A 19,873-nucleotide genomic window follows, 5' to 3' on the forward strand; every position below is an offset into this window, starting at 1 on the left:
TTTTTGCCACTTTTACTGAGTAAGGGGTTACACCATAGTTTTAAGAGCATGCCGAATAATGGCTTCAGAGTCCATCTCTGGGGTTGCTACTTTATGCACCGCTTTTTCTGCCTGGGCTGGTTTATAACCCAGTGCCAGCAGTGCGCTCAAAGCATCGTCTCTTGGACTCGCTACAGCTGGCACAGGACTGTCACCGAGCGCATTACCCGGCAATCCGGTATCCGGATTATCCTGACCGAAGTCTTTCAGTCGATCACGCATTTCAACCACCAGTCGTTCGGCGGTTTTCTTGCCCACCCCTGGTATTTTAACCAGCGTGCTGATATCACCTTGCTGTACGGAAGAGACAAACTGCGATGCCGACATACCGGACATAATAGCCAGTGCCATTTTAGGCCCCACACCCTGAGCTTTAATGAGCTGACGAAACAAAGCCCGCTCATGCAACTGATTAAAGCCGTATAGCAGCTGTGCGTCTTCACGCACTACAAAGTGGGTCCACAGGGTGGCTGGCTGGCCAACCGCGGGAAGCTCAAAAAAACAGGTCATAGGTAACTGAATCTCATAACCTACCCCGCCAACGTCAATCAGCAGATCCGGGGCCTGTTTCGCAATAATGCTACCTGAAATACGACCTATCACATTGTTACCTTTTTAATAAAATACGAACTATTAACGCAGTCGGCGGCGCACTGTCTTGCGAGCTGCACCGGCCATGCTAACCATGCTTTGCCGGGTATGGCAGTGACAAATAGCCACCGCCAGAGCATCAGCGGCATCTGCCTGCGGTGTGGCGGGCAGCTTTAAAATTTGCACCACCATATGCTGTACCTGGGTTTTATCCGCGCCACCGCCGCCAACAACCGCCTGCTTGATCTGTCGTGCAGAATACTCAGCCACCAGCAGGTCCTGTCGTGCGGCAGCTACGATTGCAGCGCCCCGGGCCTGGCCTAACTTTAGCGCTGAATCCGGGTTTTTCGCCATAAACACCTGTTCAATGGCAAATTCGTCGGGTTGAAACTGGGCAATTAATTCGCTCACGCCATCATGGATACGACGCAGACGACTGGCAAGAGGCACTTCTTCGTTATTGCCCACCACACGGATGCAACCACTGCCAAGATAGGTCAGGGTGCGGCCCTGCTGTTGCACAATGCCATAACCGGTAATACGTGACCCTGGGTCAATACCCAGTATGATGCTCATTCCTGCCAGGCACTGTCAGGGATATCGGCGTTATGATAGACATCCTGTACATCATCAAGATCTTCTAACGCGTCTATTAAACGGATACAGCTGCGCCCAGTGTCTTCATCCAGCTCGGCTTTGGTTGCTGGCACCTGTGTTACTTCAGCGTCGTCGGCTGTTAGCCCTAATGCCTGCAAGGCGTCTTTGACTGCACCAAAATTCTCAGGCGTAGTAAAGACATCAATAGCGCCGTCGGCATAGGTCAAAATATCTTCAGCACCACCTTCGAGGGCGGCTTCCATAACCTTATCTTCGCTCTGACCTGGGGCAAAACTGATAACCCCGCGCTTACTGAATAAATAAGCCACCGAACCGTCGGTACCCAGATTGCCACCGCTTTTACTAAACGCGTGGCGTACTTCTGATACGGTGCGATTCCTATTATCGGTCATGCACTGCACCATCACCGCCACGCCACCGGGCCCGTAACCTTCATAGGTGATTTCTTCAACGTTATCACCGTCGAGCTCTCCGGCACCGCGTTTAGTGGCGGTATCAATGGTATCGCGCTTCATATTATTCGACAGCGCTTTGTCTATAGCGGCACGCAGGCGCGGGTTAGTTTCCGCATCGGCTCCGCCTTCCCGCGCGGCAACGGTAATTTCACGGATAAGTTTGTTAAATACCTTACCGCGCTTCGCGTCCTGAGCCGCTTTCCGGTGTTTAATGTTGGCCCATTTAGAATGACCTGCCATTATTAAACCTCCTTATCTCTTAACCTTTTAGCCTTTCTCTTTCAGTGCCTTCACGGCTATGCCCAGCTCATCAAGCGCCTGAGTATTGGCGTAGCCCGGAGCATCGGTCAGCACACAGGCTGCCGTGGTAGTTTTCGGGAAGGCAATCACATCACGAATGGACTGCGCACCCACCATCAACATGACCAGGCGATCCAGACCAAAAGCCAGGCCAGCATGCGGTGGTGTGCCATATTTCAAAGCTTCCAGCAGGAAACCAAATTTCTCGTTGGCTTCTTCATCACTGATGCCCAGAATACGGAACACTGCAGACTGCAGGGCACTGTCATGAATACGCACCGAACCACCGCCGACTTCACAGCCATTAAGCACCATGTCATAGGCATTAGATATCGCCGCTTCCGGATTGGCTTCCAGCTCGTCGGCTGTAACACCTACCGGCGCAGTGAACGGATGATGCAGGGCAAATAAGCCTTCATCGGTAGCTTCAAACATTGGGAAATCAACCACCCACAATGGACGCCAGCCGTTTTCGTTCAGTTCAAGATCTTCACCCAGCTTAAGGCGCAGCGCACCCAAGGCTTCAGTCACTACAATGGCGGAGTCCGCACCAAAGAAAAGAATATCGCCGTCTTCTGCAGCTACCCGCTCTAATAAAGGAGTCAGTGCCTCGTCTGGTAAGAACTTCAGAATAGGTGACTGCAGGCCATCACGGCCCTGGGCTATATCGTTCACTTTCAGCCAGGCCAGACCTTTTGCACCATAAATTTCGACGAACTTGGCGTAGTCGTCAATATTTTTACGGCTCAGTTTAGCAGCACCGCCGGGGACTTTAATCGCCGCTACGCGACCTTTGGCATCATTAGCAGGGCCGGCAAAAACTTTAAATTCAACGTCTTTTAAAATATCAGCCACATCGACCAGTTCCAGCGGATTACGTAAATCCGGTTTGTCGCTACCATAACGGCTCATGGCTTCACTGTATGGCATACTGGGGAAATCGCCCAGATCCACATTCAGCAGCTCCTGAAACAGCTCACGGACCAGTTTTTCAGTAACTTCGCGCACCTGTTCGGCGCTCATAAATGAGGTTTCAATATCAATCTGGGTAAATTCTGGCTGGCGATCAGCGCGCAAGTCTTCATCACGAAAACACTTCACGATCTGATAATAACGGTCAAAACCTGACATCATCAGCAATTGCTTAAACAACTGCGGTGACTGGGGCAGTGCGAAGAACTTACCCTTGTGGGTACGGCTGGGCACCAGGTAGTCACGAGCTCCCTCAGGAGTGGCCCGGGTGAGCATCGGAGTTTCAATATCAAGAAAGTCCTGACCATCCAGGAAACGACGCACAAAGCTGGTGACTTTGGCACGAAAACGAATTTTGTCATTCATGACTGGGCGACGCAGGTCCAGGTAACGAAAACGCAGCCGTTGTTCTTCGCTGACTTCACTATTGAAATCAATAGGCAGGGCATTGGAGCGGTTCAGAATAGTCAACTGCTGCGCCAGCACTTCGATTTTTCCGGTCTTCATATCGCTGTTGATCTGACCCTCGGGTCTGGCCAGCACCTTGCCTTCGATCTGAATGCAGAATTCCTGACGCAGGCTGTCGGCTTTATCAATAGCCGCACTCTGTTCAGGGTCAAATACGACCTGCACTATGCCGTCACGATCGCGCATATCAATGAAAATCACCCCGCCTAAGTCGCGGCGACGGTTGACCCAGCCCGCTAAGGTTACAGTTTCTCCGACCAGGGTTTCATTGACTTGTCCACAATAATGACTGCGCATGCTCTCTAATTCCTGTTTGTTGTGCTTGCAAAGCCGCCCAAAACAAAGCAGGTGGAAAGCACCTGAGGCGACCAGTTAACGTAAGGCGCCATAGTATATCGGACTGACAGCTAATGTCATCTTTCCGGCGTCATCGAAGCGGCCAGCTGAACATCATTTTTGCCTTCCCGTTTGACCTGATACATCGCCTTATCTGCCAGGCGCAATAAAACATCGGCCTGATCCGCGTCATCCGGATACATTGCGATGCCAATGCTTACGGTCACTTCGGCGGTAACGCCATCCAGATCATAGGGTTCAGTCACTTCGGCGATCAGTTTTCCGGCCACGGCCAGGGCTTGTTCGACATCATCCAGCTCCGTCAGAACAACGACAAATTCATCACCACCAAAACGGCTGACAGTGTCGTTTTTACGCAGTGCTCCTTGCAGCCGCTGCGCGATTTCAACCAACAAGCGATCGCCCGCATCATGCCCCTCCCGGTCATTTACTTCTTTAAAGCCATCTAAATCAAGGAACATGACAGCAAACCTGAGTTTATGCCGATGATGCAAATGCACCGCCTGCTGCAACCGATCTGTTAACAAACTACGATTGGGCAACTGCGTCAAATCATCATGTTTTGCCAGATATTTTATTTTCTCCTCGACCTCTTTGCGGCGCTCAATTTCACGTCGCAAACGGCTATTCCAGACAAGGAATACCAGAATGACAAAAAATACCGCAATACCAGCGCGAAGTGACCACTTACGTACCTGCTCTGCACTAATTCCCTCATCAAACTGATAATCGAACCAACGCTCGTTAATAGCGGAGCGTTCAGCTTCGGTAATAGTCTCTATCGCCCTGTTAAGTACAGGAACCAATTGCGGCCAGTCTGAGCGCACTCCAAACGTCACCTGATCCCCAGGTTCGTCGCGTAGTAAAGATATCGCTATATTTCCGGTGCGCTGCTCGCGAATACGCTCGATCAAAAGCGGTAGACTATCAATATAACCATCAGCCGCCCCTTCCAGCACAACGGTCAGTCCCTCTTCCGGCGTATCTACCGCAACCACATCAATATCTTCCACCTGCTTCAGTTGCGCCATCAGGCTATAACTGGCCACCATAGCAATACGATAACCACTTAATTCACTGAGTGAATCTACCGACAAAGCCGCATTTTCACGGGAAGCTATAGCCCAGGGGGTTTCCCAATAAACATCACTAAAGTTGACATATTCACGGCGTTCTTCAGTATCACTTAAAAAAGGCAATACATCTATTTCGCGGTCACGTAATGCATCCAGGCAGCGTTGCCAGTCTCCACAAGGCTTCCAATCGATTAGCAACGGTGTTCGCTGTTCTATTAAACGCATAATGTCAGAGTCCAGACCCACTACACGCCCTTGTTCATCCTGCATAATAATCGGGGCGGAATCCGCTGGCAGGCCAACTCGTAAGGCACCTAGTCCTTCTAACCATTGCCGCTCGCCACTTTGCAGGACAACACGACGCGGCAGGTAAGGGTAATACTGCAGGTTTTCGTCGCCCACCCAACGCTCTTCAATACGCACTTTCTGCTGCCAGGGAATCATCGCAAAACCATCTTCAATACGTTCCGCCAGCGCAGCATCTCCCATAGTCGCAACGTATACGGGCAGTGGCAGCTGAGGCGTAGCAAAAGTCCGCAAATTATCGATAACACTGCTGCTTTGCCGTTTCCGCGCAGTTATCAAAGCAGGACCTACAAACCCCTGAATCTGTCGTTCAAGAATCGCCTCTTCAACATCTTGCAAACTGTTAAAAGGAAGAATGCTTATTTGCGGTGCAAGCTGTTGTAAAATATCACGTTGACGCTGATGCGAGGCCACCATGCCCAAGGTAACTGAATCTGCCAGTTCACTCAGTCTCTCTGCCGAAGTTTGTTCTGGATCTGCATATACCAGCAAAGGTGTATTGTAATATTCAATGACAGAGGTTAATCCAAACTCATCCATGCCCATTTCAGTAGCTGCCAGCATAACGTCGGATTCTCCGTCCTTCACATTCAGGTAGCCTAAGCGGTTGTTCATGGGCACAAACTGAATTGGGATGTCTGTCACTTCAGACCAGGCTCGCCATAGATCGATCAGAAGCCCCTCCGGCTCCCCTTCGTTGTTAGTCGCCGACAAGGGCCAGGCATCATCAGGGGCGCTCAGTCGAAGCACAGAGTCATCTTTCAGATCCCGAGCGACCATACCTTTTTTAAGAGCCTCAGTTTCCATCAACGGCAGGCGGCTCAATCTGTCCAATAAATCTTCGCGCGCCGGCTGCAAAGCTACTGTAATACGGTTCTCGCCAGCTTCTACGCGTCGATAAATAGGGTATTGCCGCATAAGTTGGGAGACATTCGCAAAGCGAGGGTCGAGATATTCATTAAACAAAAAAACCCGGATCTGGTTGTTCAACGCCGCGTCAAAAAGCGCATGCACATTGTCATAAGTACGCAGGCGAAGATTCGGATAGTGTAGTTCCAGCCAGCGCTGGTCAGGAGAGTCAGCAACCACACCGATAACCCAGGCAGTCGCTTGATCTGGCGTGGGAAATAAAGGCACACTTTGATGCAGCCACAGATAATACTTATATTCGGCAAGAGTCGGCCCGGTGGCTAATGAGTTGGTCAGCCCGGCAGTCACACCGCCGTAAACATCCGCTTCACCTTGCGCTACCAGCGCTAACGCCTGCTCATGAGACTGAAATATGAACTCGACATCAATATCTTCCGCTTCGCCAAAGGCGCGCCAGAGATCCACCAGAAAACCATTGGCTTCATGCTCTATACTACCGGCATAGGCTAGCGGTGGCTGCTGATCATTCAACACCACTTTTAATACCGCCGCATCCGTGGCTTCAGATATAGCATGCCGGTCACTGTTTGCCTGTACTGCCAGACTCATCACCAGCAAAGTACAAAGCAGCAATCCGGGCAACAGTTTTTGCATCATTAAAACTCAACTGGTTGCGCTGCGAGGCTTCGGTTACAATTCTACTATGAATCCAGTACCTAAGCGATGTTGAATTAAAATGACTGTGCCGCGCGACGCAATTTACGCTCAGCCTTATTCTGAATTGGGTGACTTTGCCTTTGATGAGAAAGTAGCTGAAGTTTTTCCGGATATGATCAACAGATCAGTACCAGGCTATGCAACCATGGTACATACTATTGGTCGCCTGGCCGGTCGCTTCGCTCAGCCAGACAGCGTTTTATATGACTTAGGTTGCTCGCTGGGTGCTTCGACTCTGGCACTGAAACAAAATAATAAAGCACCGGGTTGCAGCATTATCGGCATCGACAGTTCAGCAGCCATGGTCGAGCGCTGCCAGGCCCATGTTGATGCTTTTCGTGGCGATACGCCGGTGCATATTGAACAGGGCGATATTTTGCAAACCAAGTACAAGCCCTGCTCCGTCGTTATACTTAACTTCACGCTGCAATTTATTGCGCCGGAAAAACGTCAGCAACTGTTGCAACAAATTAGCGACGCCATGCTGCCTGGCGGACTGTTGGTGTTGTCTGAGAAAGTACGTGAACCTGAAACTGTATGTGACCAGGTGCTGGTTGACTTACATCATGATTTTAAACGCGATAATGGTTATAGTGAGCTGGAAATCAGTCAGAAAAGAGCGGCGCTGGAAAACGTTATGCGGCTGGATACCCTACAGCAACATCAGCAACGCTTGCAGGAAACCGGTTTCAGCCAGGTACAGAACTGGTACCGCTGTTTTAATTTCACCTCCACATTCGCCATTAAATAAATACTGAGGCTATTGTGATCGATTACCACCCTTTTCTTGCTCGCCTGGCCCTTAGTCCTGCACGTCACTGGCTGCGTAGTTTGCCCGCGGATCTGCACCAGTGGCAACAAAGTAACCTGCATGGTGACTTCGCAGATTGGATGAAAGTACTGAAATTATTACCCGATGTTAAAAGCACAGCCTGTGATATCGAAAATAAGGTTCAGTTTGGTCAGGCTAGTGACATCGACAGCGGGCAAAAAGCTCGCCTCGAAGCTCTGCTCAAAAAATTCAAACCCTGGCGCAAAGGCCCGTTTGAGCTTTTTGGCACCCACATTGATACCGAATGGCGCTCCGACTGGAAATGGCAACGGGTATTACCTCACCTGGATGACCTGAGCGGCCGTCAGGTGTTGGATATTGGCTGTGGTAGCGGTTACCACCTGTGGCGTATGAAAGGTGCCGGCGCCGATCTGGTGGTTGGCATTGACCCCAGCCAGCTTTTTGTTGTGCAATTCAAAGCGCTGCAGAAATACGCTCCACCCGATATTGCAAAAGATGTTGAACTACTTCCGATTGGCGTAGATCAGCTACCTGAACTAGGCTGTTTTGACACGGTGTTCAGTATGGGTGTACTTTATCACCGTCGCTCCCCAATAGATTTCCTGCATCAGTGCCGCGCTCAGTTACGATCTGGCGGGCAACTGGTACTTGAAACCCTGGTCGTGGACGGCGACGAACAACAAGTGCTGATGCCTGAAGGCCGTTACGCGCAAATGCGTAACGTCTGGTATTTACCCAGTATTCCCGCTCTGTCATTATGGATGCGGCGCTGCGGCTTTATTGATATAAAAATAGTAGATATAAATGCTACTACCACCGCAGAACAAAGAACAACAGAATGGATGGAGAATAAATCTTTAGAGGATTTTCTTGATCCAAATGATAACAATAAGACTATTGAAGGGTACCAGGCACCAAAACGTGCCGTACTTACCGCTCGACGACCTTAACTGATGATCTGGTATCAGTGTTCTTATGGACGTTCGATATATTTCCAAAGTGAAGGATATCAATTGTGAGCATTTACAGACCGAAAACCACGGTAGAACAGTGGCGCATACTACAGGCCGTTGTCGATCACGGCGGTTACGCTCATGCAGCAGACAAATTAAGTAAAAGTCAGTCATCACTTAACCATGCCGTTGCTAAACTGCAACAGGTTCTGGGTGTGCAGCTGCTTGAGGTACGCGGGCGTAAGGCTTATTTGACGGATATTGGCGAAGTCATGCTGCGCCGGTCACGGCAACTGACGCAGACAATAACTGAGTTGGAACAACTGGCAGACAATCTTCATTTTGGTTGGGAACCAGAAGTCCGGCTGGCTATTGAAATGGCTTGTGACCGCGCTCCGCTGATGCCTGTGTTGCAGAAATTCAATGATGAAAGCCGCGGTAGTCGTCTCATCATTGATGACACTGTCCTTACCGGCACGCTGGAACAGATTCTGGAACAAACTGCAGATGTGGTAATTTCCCACCACCTGCCAAAAGGTATTTTAGGCGAACCTTTCAGCGAATTCAGAATGGAGCTGGTTTGCAAACCAGACCACCCTCTTGCCCAAATGGAACAACCCATAAAACAAGGTGACCTCATGCATCACCTGCAAGTTGTCATTCGCGATACCGCGACTAAACCCTCAGAAACTTCGGGTTGGCTAAAGGCAGAGCAACGCTGGACCGTGAGTCATTTTGATGAGGCCCTGAGACTGATAAAGAGTGGTCTGGGTTTCTGCTGGTTACCGACCTACTTAACCGATCAAGCGGTAGCGAAAGGCGAGTTAACCCGCCTGCAACTCGATGGCAGTTCTCACCGCAGTGGTTTGCTTTACCTGGTATTACCTAAAGGCGAAAAAACAGGACCCTGTGCCCGCTTGCTGGCCGATAAGTTACTTCAGCATCGCTCAGTAGAAAGCATAGATCAGGCTGCAGCCAATGATCAGCCTGCAGCCAATGATAAAGCATCACCGAACAGTAAAACCGCGCATAGCATTGCCTGAGTCCATGATATAAGGCAAAAGCCTGGCTATTTGAGCCAGGCTCTTACCTCGCTTCCCAATTCCGGATGCCGCTTGGCATATTCAATAAAAGCTTTGACATAACCGAGCTTGTTACCGCAGTCGTGGCTTTTACCTTTCATATAATAAGCATTCACCTGTTGTTGTTCGAGTAACATTGCCATGGCGTCGGTCAGTTGTATCTCGTCGCCAGCCCCTACTGGGGTGACTTTCAGCAGTGGCCATAACTCGCGCGTGAAAACATAACGCCCGACTACGGCTAAATCCGATGGAGCACTGTCAACCGATGGTTTTTCCACCAACTGACTGATAGGCGCTTGTTCGCCAGCAGCCAGTTTGGCACCACCTATATCGGCGATACCATAGTTGCTTACCATTTCATGCGGAACTTTCTCAACCATGACCTGGCTCACCTGGTTCTCGCTGAAACTACGTACCATCTCAGCCAGGTTGTCTTTAGTTAGATCAGCAGTCTCCTCATCCAGTAAGACGTCAGGCAAAACCACCGCAAACGGCTCGTCGCCGACCAAAGGTCGTGCGGTTAGAATCGCGTGGCCTAAGCCTTTAGCTACGCCCTGACGTACATGCATAATAGTCACCCCAGGCGGGCAAATAGACTGCACTTCATCAAGTATCTGGCGTTTAACCCGTTTCTCCAGCGTGGCTTCCAATTCAAAACTGGTATCAAAATGGTTCTCAATTGAATTTTTACTGGAATGAGTGACCAGTATAATTTCCGTCAAACCGGCAGCGGCGCATTCATTAACGATATACTGAATCAAAGGTTTATCTACTAACGGCAACATTTCTTTCGGTATTGCTTTAGTAGCGGGTAGCATACGGGTACCAAGACCCGCGACAGGGATTATGACTTTACTAACGGCCATCTTTTGCTTCCTTGTTGTTCGACTTAAACTTCAGATTCTTACTTCTAATTGGCCCAAGTTTACCACCAGCAGAAGCTAAAATGATATGATCGGCCTGTGATTTACGTACCCACAGGAAGTTTATGAAAATTTACTGGAGCGCCCGTCGTATCCCTGAGCTGAAAGCATTTAAAGCCACTGACCGGGCCTTGATCATCCAACTTGCTGCACGTTCAATGCCGCTGCCACGTCGTTTCCTGACCAAGACATTGCAACTCGTTGTACTAATAGCTCTGTTCTGGCAACTGATCAGCGTAGAGAGCTGGTTATGGCGTATTCTGGCATTACTGGCCGCTGGTTTGTTCTATCCGTTACTGTTGCACCCGCTAACACTTAACCTGAGCCGCCCTTACCTGCCCCAGGCAGCCCGGGATTATCGCGCTATGCAAGAGGAGAAGCAGGATTCCGCCGACTGATATTGAGCCAGGCCAGGTCATCACCAATGCGCAGGCTCTCCTGTGCAGTGAGCTTGCCCTGATGAAAACTATAACTTGCATGCGACCATATACCCACAGCTAAGTCCGGCTTACTTTCGACGCTTAGCTTCAAGCTATCCCCCGCGTGTCCCCAGTGAATAGCGCCACTATCACCATCTATCCATACAACAATCAGATCAAATGCGGTTTTTATTTTAGAGTGGCAAAGTTCTGCATTGAGATGCTCAAGAACTTTATGTGGGTATTTCAGCAGGTCTTCATCGCCGCCTGCAGACAGGCGTAGCAAAGGGTTAAATAAGGTTTTTAAGACTAATAAGGAGATCAGAGTCTGGCCAGCTACTGCCTGGGCACTTGCGATCACAGCCATCGCCTGGTTACCTGGCAGCTTATAATAGTCCAGCCAATAATTCTCATGGCTTAGCTCAGATAAATGATGCGATATAACAAACGAGCCAACCGCTAAATCACCTTGGGGTATCAGGTCTTTAGTTAAACGTTGAGTCACGGCCTGATTGTCGAATAATACGTCGATATGGTCATCCAGCTCCCAACGCTCGCGTTCCCAGCTATCTTCCAGGCTCGAGCGGGTCAGACAGTTCTGGATGGCGAGATCAATGGTTTCGAGCTGCCCTACTGGTTTGACTAGATAATCCCAGGCACCCAGACGCACTGCTTCGCGAATATCAGACATTCGTTCAGAACCGGAAATTACTATAACAGGTACCTGACTGCAGTCTTCTACCAGCTTTTGCAGAATCTGCAGACCTGACATCTGCGGCAAATTTAAATCGCACAACACAATATCAGGATCGTCGTTTTGACAGGCTTCTAATCCACTTTCTCCATCCGCTGCCAAGGTCACTTTATAACCACGATTCTGCAAAAAACGGGTCATTAGATCGGCGAAAACATTATCATCTTCTATCAAAAGCACTCGCGTACTTTTCATCGCTGACTCCGCATTAATTACAACTTAGAACTGTAAGCATTGTTCAGCATTGCTGGTTAGTCAATACAGTACTTGTAGGTCGCGCTTAATTAGCTGCCAGGCAAAGGCGTCTTCCCCGCTTTCCCAGCCATCATCGTCCCAATCGTCCCAGTCATCGTCATAGTCCTGGTCCCAGCGGTCTTCACGGGGCGGATCGCCATCATATACCTTATCCTGCCAGTAAGAGAAATAGGTCTCGCGCACAAAAGAATATTCATCCAATGAATTCTCCAGAATGCCTTCTACTTCCTGTAACTGAATTCGCTGTTCCAGTCCCCGCAATGCAAAGCGGGCGACGTTCACGTAAAAATTAAGATACATAGTGGGTGAATAAAGCTCATCCACAAAGTCGCCACCACGGTCTATCACCACAGTCGGGCCAAGGCCGGGCAGCATCACATAAGGACCATCCGGGGTTCCGTAGACCGCTAGCGTCTCGCCAAAGGTCTCCCGATCCTGTTCCAGCCCCATATGGGTGGCTACATCAAAAAAACCTAACAAACCTACCGTGCTGTTGACCACAAAACGGCCCACGCTGACCACCGCCGACTTAGGTTTTCCCTGCAGCAGGTTATTTACTACCGAGGGTGGTTCGGTCAGGTTTTCGGTCATATTATAAATACCCCGACGCACCGGTTGAGGTGTTTTGGAATAAACATTGGCTGCAGGAGTAATGAAAAACGGGTCTAATATATTGCGGTTTAAGCTCCACATCCGGCGGTTGAATTCTTCGAAGGGGTCGCGCTCATCGCCAAATTCAAATTCCTGGCCGGCTTCTTCCTGCTCATTATTGTCTGGGGTACTGGAACACCCCGCGACAAAGAATATCCCTATCAGGCAAAAAATTAACCGCCAGCTTTTCATCAACGCAGCTCACTTATGATTATATTAACCTGCTGCCCCGACTCCCTGGACAGCATACGGGGACGCGCTTCCATAACACCTGGACGCACTTCAATAGTATCTTCGGTGGTCAGACGCGCACTCAAAAGCCAGTTATCTATAGTAGCCAAAGTATGTTCAGGCATCATCGCGTCTTCTTCGCTAAGCGTGACCGTGATCGGAAAGTCACTAACCCGTTGACGGACTACAGCCGCTGGCGCTCGCTCACCATCAGGATCACGAATAAAAACAAATAAATTAGCATTGAACGGCATCTCATTGCGCAGCTCATCGGTTATATCCACAGTCACTGTGACATAGATAAGATCGCCGGACAAACGTTCCTGGGCCTGCTCGAGTGACTGCTCTATAGCTGTGTAACGAGGGTCGCTCTGGTCCAGAAGCGGTAAGGTTATTTCCCAGGCCTGCACAGCCTGCTCATAATCACCCCGTTCAAAGGCAATCACACCTAATAAGCCCAACGCCTCAGCATTCATTGGCTGCACTTCAATCACCCGGCGAATATTACGCGCCGCCTGACCCAGTTCGCTGTCGCTGCCGGACATAATCAACGCCTGCGAATAGGTAATCAGCGTACTGGTACTATCGGGTTCTAGCGATAACGAACGCTCAAAAGCTTCCAGTGCCTCATCCAGCATGCGTAGCTGCATCATCAGGCGCCCGTAGATAGCCCAGATATTACCGTCAGGGCGATCTTCCAGTCGTTGCCGCAGACCTAGCGCGAGTGTCTGCACATCCTCTGTACTGGCGCTCTGGTCACGCTCAACTAGTATCTTTTGACTCAACTCCGGCAATTTCTGCAACGCAGAATCTGCATAGCGCTGTTGTTGCCAGCTATCACCATACAAATACACACCAACGGCAATCAGCACCAATAAAATAATAGGAATCAGAATACCGGCAGGTTTTTCCTGAATAGGTTCTTCATCGTCCGCATTGTCACTGACAAAGCTTTTTTTCAACTCCAGTTCCGCTTGCGCATGTTCCTCTTCAGACAGCGAGCCTTCTTCCATCTCAAGCTTCATTTCGCGCATACGGGCTTCATACAGTTCCCGGTTCGATTCCTGAATCGTATACGCGTGATCTTGTTTGCGCCGCACGAACACCATCAGTGCAACCGCCGCCACGAGTAAAATAACGAGCGCCAGATACCACATCATTCGCGTCGCTCCTTGTCTGATTGCTGTTTTTCTTCTGCCATTAATTCATCCAGGCGCTGTTGCTCGATAGCAGACAGTTGGTCGGGTTCACGGCGCTGCTGACGGACGCGGTAAATAATAGTGCCAATGCCCAGTAGTAATACCAGCCCAGGTCCCCACCAAAGCACCATAGTGGTTGCATTCATCGGCGGTTTGTAATGCACAAAATCGCCATAACGTACGCGCATGAAATCGATAATTTCATCACGGCTGGCACCATCTTTGGTCATCTGATACACCCGCTCACGCAAATCCAGCGCCAGTGGCGCATCGGAATCGGCAATGCTCTGGTTCTGACATTTAGGACAGCGTAGTTCATTAATAAGCTGCCGGAACTGACGTTCCTGTGCTTCAGTTTCAAAGGTATAATTAGCGTTTTCAGCGGCTGCCGGCAAACTAAAACCGCTCAGCAATAAAACGCCCATTATGGTTAATATCTGGCTCATCAGTCGCATTATTTCACCTCCGCCTGACGTTCATCAGGAACTGGCAGCCCCACATCACGACGCGCCTGGTAATACAAAGGCGCCACTTTATCGTCCCACACGCGCTGGTTCATATCCCCGACATGCCGATAAAGCACCACGCCGTCAGCATCCAATACAAAAGTCTCAGGCGCACCATAAACACCTAAATCCAGCGCCAGCATGCCGCTTTGGTCAAACAGATTGATTTGGTACGGGTCACCCAGATCCTGCAACCAATTTACCGCGGCCGCGCGCGAATCATCTTTATAGTTAAGGCCGATAATATAGACGTCTTTCTCACGTAATTTATTTAAAAAGGTATGCTCGGCATAACAAGTCGGGCACCAGGTTGCCCAGACATTAAGCAACATCGGACGACCGCCAACAATGCTCTGGTCATGAGTTCGGTCTGGATTATATAAATCCGGTAACTCAAAGGACGGGATTTCTCGTCCCACCAACACTGATTCAAGCTTGCTCGGGTCGGAAAATAAGCCGCTGTATAAAAAACCAGCCAGGCCAACAAAGCCCAGCAACGGCAATAAAAATATTAAAGTGCGTACACGCTGACTCATACTTTAGCTCCTGTGTTGGCCTTAGCCATCACTTTGCTGCGTCGTCTGCCCAGTCGATAGCGCTTATCACTAATGGAGAGCGCACCGCCAATCGACATCAACAAGGCGCCCGCCCAGATCCAGCGTACAAAAGGTTTAATATGAATACGCACAGCCCAGCTACCATCATCAAGTTTGTCGCCCAGGGCAATATATAAGTCACGGAACAGGCCTACCTGCAAACCAGTTTGAGTCATCACCTGACGCCGTACATGATAAAAACGTTTCTCAGTTTTCATGGTGTCTATATAACGGCCATCTTTAGTCACTTCAAACCAGGCCGCATCGCTTACATAATTGGGCCCTTCCAGCTGCTCTTCGCGCTCAAAACGGAAAGTGTAACCACGCTCAGTGAACGTATCACCTGGCGTCATTCGTACATCCCGTTCTATGTCATAGTTCTGCACCATGCTGATACCTATCACCATCACAGCGAAACCGACATGCCCAAGCACCATACCCCAGTGACTGCGGCCAAGTTTGGTTAGTCCCTGCCATTTATTGTCGCGTTTCGCCACACTTAAATGCAGTTCAGTAATAGCACCCAATAACACCCAGAATGCCAGAATCAGACCAAGGACTGCTAGTCCACTAATGTGGCCGGCGAAAATAGCTGGCAAAGCCCAGCCAAGGGCTACCGAAAGAACCGCCATCAGCAACAGCGACTTCTGCAATTCCGGCCATTTCTGACGTCGCCAGCGCACCATAGGCCCAATACCTAACATCAAGGCAAAAGGCACCGTCAGCCACATAAAGACTTCGTCAAAGAAGGGTTCACCAATAGAAATGGTGCCCAGGCCCAATTCCTGATGAACCAGCGGCAGCAAAGTACCTATCATGACGACCACTGTGGCTGTTACCAGTAAGATATTATTACCCAGCAACATGACTTCACGAGAGAAGAGTTCATAGCGCGAATGACTGACCACTTTACTGGCGCGCAAAGCGTACAGCAGCAAAGAGCCGCCAATAACTACGCCAAGGAACGCAAGCAGGAAAGTTCCCCGGGTGGGATCGGTGGCAAAGGCATGCACCGACACCAATACCCCCGAGCGCACCAGGAAAGTGCCCATCAGGCTTAAACTGAAAGCGGCAATCGCCAGTAGCACAGTCCATGACTTGAAAGTGCCGCGTTTCTCCGAGACCGCCAGCGAGTGAATTAAAGCGGTACCGGCGAGCCATGGCATAAAGCTGGCATTTTCAACCGGATCCCAGAACCACCAGCCACCCCAGCCGAGTTCGTAATACGCCCACCAACTGCCTAAAGCAATGCCTAAAGTCAGGAAGATCCAGGCTGCCAGCGTCCAGGGTCTGGACCAGCGCGCCCAGGAGGCGTCGAGCCGGCCACCCAGCAGAGCTGCAATAGCAAAAGCAAAGGCGACCGAAAACCCGACATAGCCCATGTACAGGAGCGGCGGATGAATAATCATGCCCGGGTCCTGTAACAAAGGATTCAGATCCCGGCCATCGACCGGAATCAGTGGAATGGTGCGATCAAAAGGATTTGAGGTCATCAGCATAAAGAGATAAAAACCGACCCCTATCATGCCCATAACCGCCAGAACCCGAGCTGCAAAGACCAGCGGCAGGCGTTTTGAGAATACCGCCAGCGCGGCCGCCCAGCTTGCCTGTACCAGCATCCATAGCAGGAAAGAGCCCTCGTGCGAGCCCCAGACTGCAGTGATTTTATAAATCAAAGGAAGCTGGGTGTTTGAATTCTGAGCAACGTTCTCAATGCTAAAATCGCTGACCATAAAGCCCCAGACCAGAGCAATAAAGGAGATCAGCGTAAATACAAACATGCCATAGGTCAGCGGACGGGCCATTTCCATTTGGCCACCGTGGCGGCGCTGCACGCCGACCAGGGGAATAATAGTCAGCAATACCGAAAAGGCAAAAGCTATGGAAAGTGAAAAGTGACCGACTTCAGCGATCATATTCACCTCCGTTCTCTTGTTGTTGCCATTCGGACGCTGGGATGTGCTCGATACCTTTCAGCGCTTTTGCCAGCTCAGGTGGCATGTATTCTTCGTCATGCTTAGCCAGTACTTCCGACGCCAGAACCCGATTCGGGGCAATTAATTCCCCCTGCGCGACAATACCCTGCCCTTCGCGAAACAGATCCGGCAAAATGCCGTTGAATTCAACGGTTACCTGCGATGGCCCCTGATCGACAAGGTCAAAGGCAATAGTTAAACCGTCATCAAGCCGGGTCACTGAACCCGGCACGACCAGCCCGCCAATGCGCAAACGTTGACCAATCTGAGGCTTCACCTGTTGGGCACCTTTACCCTCGACTATCTCAGTCGGAGTGTAAAACAAGTCTATGTTCTGAGATAACGCATAAAGCACCAGCGCTGTAGCGGCGGCAATGGACATTAAAATAATACTGACGACGGCCAGGCGTCGTTTACGTCTTGGGTTCATAGTGATACATCTTGTTTAGCGTGTTGAATACGTTGTGCACGGGCTGCCTGTTTAAGCGCTTCTTTGCGCAGTAGCCGACGCGTGAATGCGGTGTGCCAGGTTAGTACCCCTAAACACAAAAAAGTTGCCGCAAATGAAAGCCAGACATAAAAGCCATAGCCTCCCATCAGGATAAATTCCTGCCAACTCTCAAACTGCATTACTTACCTCGCTGCAAAAGTTCAAGTGCCCAGGGCCGGCGGATTTCACGACGCAGAATTTCATTGTTCAGTCGCAAAATAACCAGTGCTGCTGAAATACCTAAAAAGCCCGCCAGGCACATTAGCAAAGGCCAGAGCATTTCATTTGCAATAGCGGGCGCTTCAAGCCGGGTTACCACACGGGTGATAGTAGAGCCCTGATGCAGGGTGTTCCACCAGTATACCGAGTAATGGATTATGGGAATATTAATGACCCCCACCATAGCCAGAATACCGGCGGCTTTAGCGCCGGTACGCTGATCTTCAAAAGCCACATACAGGGCCATGACACCTAAATACAAAAAGAGCAGAATAAGCTGCGAAGTCAGTCGCGCGTCCCATATCCACCAGGTTCCCCACATCGGCTGGCCCCAGATAGCACCGGTAAATAAGGAGATAAAGGTTAACACTGCCCCCACGGGCGCTATCGCCATAATAGCCCATTCGGCAGTGCGGATTTGCCACACCACTGCGATTAAAGCCGCAATCGCCATACCGACATAAAAGCCCATTGACCAGATAGCAGCTGGCACATGGATGAAAATAATGCGGTAGCTCTCGCCCTGTTGGTAATCAGGCGGTGCAAAAGCCAGGCCCCATATTACGCCAACGACCAGACAGGCCAGCCCGGGCCAGACAAACCAGGGTAAAATCTTCTGATTTAAGCGAAAAGTTGCTTCCGGTTTTGCATAGGGGTGTAACCAACGCCACATATTAATTCACACTCACTTGTAAGGCCGCTTTTACTGCCAGCGGCGCTAAACCTAAGGCCAAAACTAAAAATGCGGCCATCAGAGCCAGCGGTCCGGCTGGAGACAATTCATAAGTTGCCGCTTCAATAGCAGCCGTTGCAAAAATCAGCAATGGGATCAGTAACGGCAATAATAACAGGCTTAACAAGGCCCCACCGCGGTTCAGGCTGACCGTTAAAGCAACACCTATTGCACCTACTGCACTTAATACGGGCGTACCCAGTAATAAGGTCAATATTAATACTGGCAGCGCCTGCATCGGCAGGCTTAACAATAATGCCAGCAGAGGCGATACCAGTAATAACGGCAATGCGGTGATAATCCAGTGCACCGTAATTTTTGCCAGTACCGATAGCTCAATCGGACAAGGCAATAGCAACATGTGTTCCAGCGCCCCGTCACGAAAGTCGTCGCGAAACATGCGTTCCAGCCCTAACATGGCAGATAACAAGGCGCTGACCCAAATCACACCAGGTGCGATGCGGCTCAAAATATCAGCTCCTGGCCCAACTGCCAAAGGAAATAAAGTTATCACCACCAGCAAAAAAATTATCGGATTCAAAAATTCGCTGCGTTGACGCCAGGCTACCCGCAAATCGCGACGTATTAACTGGGTAATCACCTGGCCTGAGGAAACTCGTTGTGTCATTACCACTGATACTCCAGTTGCATACGGACAAATGCCTGTCCCGCCCAGTCTAAAGGCTGATGCGAAGTCAGCACAATTGCCCCACCTGCAGCCAGGTGTTCGCCAAAACGCTTATGTAATAGCGCAATGCCGGCAGTATCCAGCGAGGTAAACGGCTCATCCAGAATCCATAAACGGGCGCTTGTCAGCCACAGCCGGGTCAGCGCGATACGCCGTTGCTGTCCTGCCGACAAATGACCTGCCGGTACGTCTTCAAGACCGACCAGGCCCAACTGCGCCAGCAACTCAAAAGGTGGCGCCTGCAATGGGTGACCTTGCACCGCTGCAAAAAACTCAAGATTCTCGATTGCAGTCAGTTCCGGTTTGACCGCCGCTTTGTGGCCAATAAATAACATATCGCGTAAAAATTCACCGCGTACCTGGTCGCAATTTTCAGCACAAAATTTGATCTCGCCCGCTTGTGGCTTTAATAAACCGGCCAGAATGCGCAGTAAAGTGGATTTACCGGCACCATTGGGGCCTTCAATCTGATACAGCTGACCGCTGTCGACAGTCAGATCCAGGCCACTAAACAAGGTGCGCTCACCGCGCACCGACGTCAGTTGCTCTGCCTGTAAAATGCTTTGCATACAGCGTATCCACATCATTGTCTGCCTATGGCTACCAGGTAACCCACAGACAGCGGCTTAAAATGGC

21 protein-coding genes are annotated in these 19,873 nt (G+C 50.2%); 4 read left to right on the forward strand and 17 right to left on the reverse strand.

All coding sequences use genetic code 11. The annotated features are described in order from the left end of the window. Positions 1-27: 27 nt before the first annotated feature. The 5 genes from ruvA to CWE09_RS06420 all read right to left on the reverse strand — a co-directional run bounded on the left by ruvA (position 28) and on the right by CWE09_RS06420 (position 6,709). A complete protein-coding gene (ruvA, locus tag CWE09_RS06400; RefSeq protein ID WP_126803149.1) occupies positions 28-642 on the reverse strand; it encodes a Holliday junction branch migration protein RuvA in 615 nt (204 codons plus the stop codon). Positions 643-672: 30 nt separating this feature from the next. Beyond that, a complete protein-coding gene (gene ruvC / locus CWE09_RS06405; RefSeq protein ID WP_126803150.1) occupies positions 673-1,206 on the reverse strand; it encodes a crossover junction endodeoxyribonuclease RuvC in 534 nt (177 codons plus the stop codon). Next, positions 1,203-1,943 (reverse strand): YebC/PmpR family DNA-binding transcriptional regulator, encoded by a 741-nt coding sequence (locus CWE09_RS06410; protein ID WP_126803151.1) that lies wholly within the window; start codon positions 1,941-1,943, stop codon positions 1,203-1,205. Before CWE09_RS06410 ends, ruvC begins: the two co-directional genes overlap by 4 nt. 27 nt (positions 1,944-1,970) lie before the next feature. Further along, positions 1,971-3,740: an aspartate--tRNA ligase gene (gene aspS / locus CWE09_RS06415; protein WP_126803152.1), complete on the reverse strand. Its 1,770-nt coding sequence runs from the start codon at positions 3,738-3,740 to the stop codon at positions 1,971-1,973. Between the two features lie 116 nt (positions 3,741-3,856). Then, the gene (locus CWE09_RS06420) at positions 3,857-6,709 is read right to left on the reverse strand and encodes a diguanylate cyclase domain-containing protein (RefSeq protein WP_126803153.1); all 2,853 of its coding nucleotides are present in this window, start codon (positions 6,707-6,709) and stop codon (positions 3,857-3,859) included. 79 nt (positions 6,710-6,788) lie between these two features. Between CWE09_RS06420 and cmoA the strand changes: the two genes are divergently transcribed. The 3 genes from cmoA to CWE09_RS06435 all read left to right on the forward strand — a co-directional run bounded on the left by cmoA (position 6,789) and on the right by CWE09_RS06435 (position 9,558). After that, the gene (gene cmoA / locus CWE09_RS06425) at positions 6,789-7,520 is read left to right on the forward strand and encodes a carboxy-S-adenosyl-L-methionine synthase CmoA (protein WP_126803154.1); all 732 of its coding nucleotides are present in this window, start codon (positions 6,789-6,791) and stop codon (positions 7,518-7,520) included. Between the two features lie 14 nt (positions 7,521-7,534). Then, a complete protein-coding gene (gene cmoB, locus CWE09_RS06430; RefSeq protein ID WP_420807989.1) occupies positions 7,535-8,512 on the forward strand; it encodes a tRNA 5-methoxyuridine(34)/uridine 5-oxyacetic acid(34) synthase CmoB in 978 nt (325 codons plus the stop codon). A 71-nt stretch (positions 8,513-8,583) separates the two neighbouring features. After that, positions 8,584-9,558, forward strand: a complete 975-nt coding sequence (locus CWE09_RS06435; RefSeq protein WP_420807995.1) for a LysR family transcriptional regulator — start codon at positions 8,584-8,586, stop codon at positions 9,556-9,558. Positions 9,559-9,584: 26 nt separating this feature from the next. On the opposite strand, the gene galU is transcribed toward CWE09_RS06435, so the two are convergent. Continuing rightward, positions 9,585-10,463 (reverse strand): UTP--glucose-1-phosphate uridylyltransferase GalU, encoded by an 879-nt coding sequence (gene galU / locus CWE09_RS06440; protein WP_126803157.1) that lies wholly within the window; start codon positions 10,461-10,463, stop codon positions 9,585-9,587. Between the two features lie 122 nt (positions 10,464-10,585). Between galU and CWE09_RS06445 the strand changes: the two genes are divergently transcribed. Continuing rightward, complete coding sequence (locus tag CWE09_RS06445) at positions 10,586-10,918, forward strand: DUF6170 family protein (RefSeq protein ID WP_126803158.1); 333 nt, start codon at positions 10,586-10,588, stop codon at positions 10,916-10,918. On the opposite strand, the gene CWE09_RS06450 is transcribed toward CWE09_RS06445, so the two are convergent. From CWE09_RS06450 to ccmA, 11 genes are read right to left on the reverse strand one after another with little or no spacing between them, the layout of a single operon-like run. Further along, positions 10,884-11,888, reverse strand: coding sequence for a response regulator (locus CWE09_RS06450; RefSeq protein ID WP_126803159.1), 1,005 nt, complete (start codon positions 11,886-11,888; stop codon positions 10,884-10,886). The genes CWE09_RS06445 and CWE09_RS06450 overlap by 35 nt on opposite strands. 60 nt (positions 11,889-11,948) lie before the next feature. Next, positions 11,949-12,791 (reverse strand): MlaA family lipoprotein, encoded by an 843-nt coding sequence (locus CWE09_RS06455; protein ID WP_126803160.1) that lies wholly within the window; start codon positions 12,789-12,791, stop codon positions 11,949-11,951. Then, positions 12,791-13,990, reverse strand: a complete 1,200-nt coding sequence (gene ccmI, locus CWE09_RS06460; RefSeq protein WP_126803161.1) for a c-type cytochrome biogenesis protein CcmI — start codon at positions 13,988-13,990, stop codon at positions 12,791-12,793. Before ccmI ends, CWE09_RS06455 begins: the two co-directional genes overlap by 1 nt. Next, positions 13,987-14,484, reverse strand: a complete 498-nt coding sequence (locus tag CWE09_RS06465) for a cytochrome c-type biogenesis protein (protein WP_241974311.1) — start codon at positions 14,482-14,484, stop codon at positions 13,987-13,989. The genes ccmI and CWE09_RS06465 overlap by 4 nt, the downstream gene beginning before the upstream one ends. Then, complete coding sequence (locus tag CWE09_RS06470) at positions 14,484-15,071, reverse strand: DsbE family thiol:disulfide interchange protein (protein WP_126803162.1); 588 nt, start codon at positions 15,069-15,071, stop codon at positions 14,484-14,486. Before CWE09_RS06470 ends, CWE09_RS06465 begins: the two co-directional genes overlap by 1 nt. Further along, positions 15,068-17,047, reverse strand: coding sequence for a heme lyase CcmF/NrfE family subunit (locus tag CWE09_RS06475; protein WP_126803163.1), 1,980 nt, complete (start codon positions 17,045-17,047; stop codon positions 15,068-15,070). The genes CWE09_RS06470 and CWE09_RS06475 overlap by 4 nt, the downstream gene beginning before the upstream one ends. Then, complete coding sequence (gene ccmE / locus CWE09_RS06480) at positions 17,037-17,537, reverse strand: cytochrome c maturation protein CcmE (RefSeq protein WP_126803164.1); 501 nt, start codon at positions 17,535-17,537, stop codon at positions 17,037-17,039. Before ccmE ends, CWE09_RS06475 begins: the two co-directional genes overlap by 11 nt. Next, positions 17,534-17,737, reverse strand: a complete 204-nt coding sequence (ccmD, locus tag CWE09_RS06485) for a heme exporter protein CcmD (RefSeq protein ID WP_126803165.1) — start codon at positions 17,735-17,737, stop codon at positions 17,534-17,536. Before ccmD ends, ccmE begins: the two co-directional genes overlap by 4 nt. Further along, on the reverse strand, positions 17,737-18,489 hold the full coding sequence (locus CWE09_RS06490) for a heme ABC transporter permease (protein WP_126803166.1): 753 nt from the start codon (positions 18,487-18,489) through the stop codon (positions 17,737-17,739). Before CWE09_RS06490 ends, ccmD begins: the two co-directional genes overlap by 1 nt. 1 nt (position 18,490) lies before the next feature. Continuing rightward, complete coding sequence (ccmB, locus tag CWE09_RS06495; protein WP_126803167.1) at positions 18,491-19,177, reverse strand: heme exporter protein CcmB; 687 nt, start codon at positions 19,175-19,177, stop codon at positions 18,491-18,493. After that, positions 19,177-19,806: a cytochrome c biogenesis heme-transporting ATPase CcmA gene (gene ccmA, locus CWE09_RS06500; protein ID WP_126803168.1), complete on the reverse strand. Its 630-nt coding sequence runs from the start codon at positions 19,804-19,806 to the stop codon at positions 19,177-19,179. The genes ccmB and ccmA overlap by 1 nt, the downstream gene beginning before the upstream one ends. Positions 19,807-19,873: the final 67 nt, after the last annotated feature.

The sequence above is a fragment of the Aliidiomarina minuta genome (genome assembly GCF_003987145.1).
GTDB classification, from domain to species: Bacteria; Pseudomonadota; Gammaproteobacteria; order Enterobacterales; family Alteromonadaceae; genus Aliidiomarina; species Aliidiomarina minuta.